Source organism: Janthinobacterium sp. NKUCC06_STL (assembly GCF_019345455.1).
Taxonomy (GTDB): domain Bacteria; phylum Pseudomonadota; class Gammaproteobacteria; order Burkholderiales; family Burkholderiaceae_D; genus Janthinobacterium; species Janthinobacterium rivuli.
The window spans coordinates 1-253 of sequence record NZ_JAHKQY010000047.1 but is presented as its reverse complement, the minus strand read 5'-3'; the positions used below and the strand labels follow the sequence as shown (position 1 = coordinate 253).

The 253-nt window shown below is 49.4% G+C and carries 1 tRNA gene; it reads left to right on the top strand.

Annotation, left to right across the window (positions count from 1 at the left end):
- The first annotated feature begins 149 nt into the window (after positions 1-149).
- Positions 150-226 (top strand) — tRNA-Ile (locus KO539_RS29935).
- The last annotated feature ends 27 nt before the right edge of the window (positions 227-253 follow it).

Below are 253 nucleotides of genomic sequence, written 5' to 3'. Positions count from 1 at the left end.
GTCGTAACAAGGTAGCCGTATCGGAAGGTGCGGCTGGATCACCTCCTTTCTAGAGTTTGCACGAATCAGGTAACTGGTTCACGCATCAAATGTTCACACTTATCGGCTGTTTAATTAAGAAGAAACAGTAGTCGTAGTAGCACCGCGTTGGGGCTGTAGCTCAGCTGGTTAGAGCACCGTGTTGATAACGCGGGGGTCGTTGGTTCGAGTCCAACCAGCCCTACCAGCTAATTAGTAAAATCTCAGGGGGATT